This is a genomic window from Sphaerotilus sulfidivorans (assembly GCF_013426975.1).
GTDB classification, from domain to species: domain Bacteria; phylum Pseudomonadota; class Gammaproteobacteria; order Burkholderiales; family Burkholderiaceae_C; genus Sphaerotilus; species Sphaerotilus sulfidivorans.
In genome coordinates this window covers 1-627 of record NZ_JACCPY010000083.1, presented here as the reverse complement: position 1 = coordinate 627, position 627 = coordinate 1, and the positions used below count along the sequence as shown (strand labels likewise).

The following is a 627-nucleotide window of genomic DNA, read 5'->3' as shown; positions in this document are numbered from 1 at the left end:
TCGTGCTGACGGTCGCCAACGTCAACGATGCACCGACGGTGGCGTCTCCGATCGCCGATCAGAGTGCGACCGAAGATCAGCCCTTCAGCTTCCAGCTCCCGGCCGGGACGTTTGCCGATGTCGACGCGGGCGACTCGCTGAGCTACACGACGAGCACGCTGCCGAGCTGGCTGAGCTTCGATGCCGCGACACGCACCTTCAGCGGCACGCCGGCCAATGCCGACGTCGGCGCGCTGACGATCACGGTGACGGCGAAGGATGGGAGCAACGCCACGGCCAGCGATTCCTTCGTGCTGACGGTGACGAATGTGAACGACGCGCCGACGGTGGCGTCTCCGATCGCCGATCAGAGTGCGACCGAAGATCAGCCCTTCAGCTTCCAGCTTCCCGCCGGGACGTTTGCCGATGTCGACGCGGGCGACTCGCTGAGCTACACGACGAGCGCGCTGCCGAGCTGGCTGAGCTTCAACATGGCGACGCGCACCTTCAGCGGCACGCCTGCCAACGCCGATGTCGGTTCGCTGACGATCACGGTGACGGCGAAGGACGGGAGCAACGCCGCGGCCAGTGATTCCTTCGTGCTGACGATCGCCAACGTCAACGATGCGCCGACGGTGGCGTCTCCGA

The 627-nt window shown here is 66.0% G+C and carries 1 protein-coding gene; it reads left to right on the top strand.

What is annotated here, in order from left to right:
- The coding region (locus HZU84_RS20025) for a putative Ig domain-containing protein (protein WP_180693124.1) at positions 1 to 627 on the top strand (627 nt) is incomplete at both ends.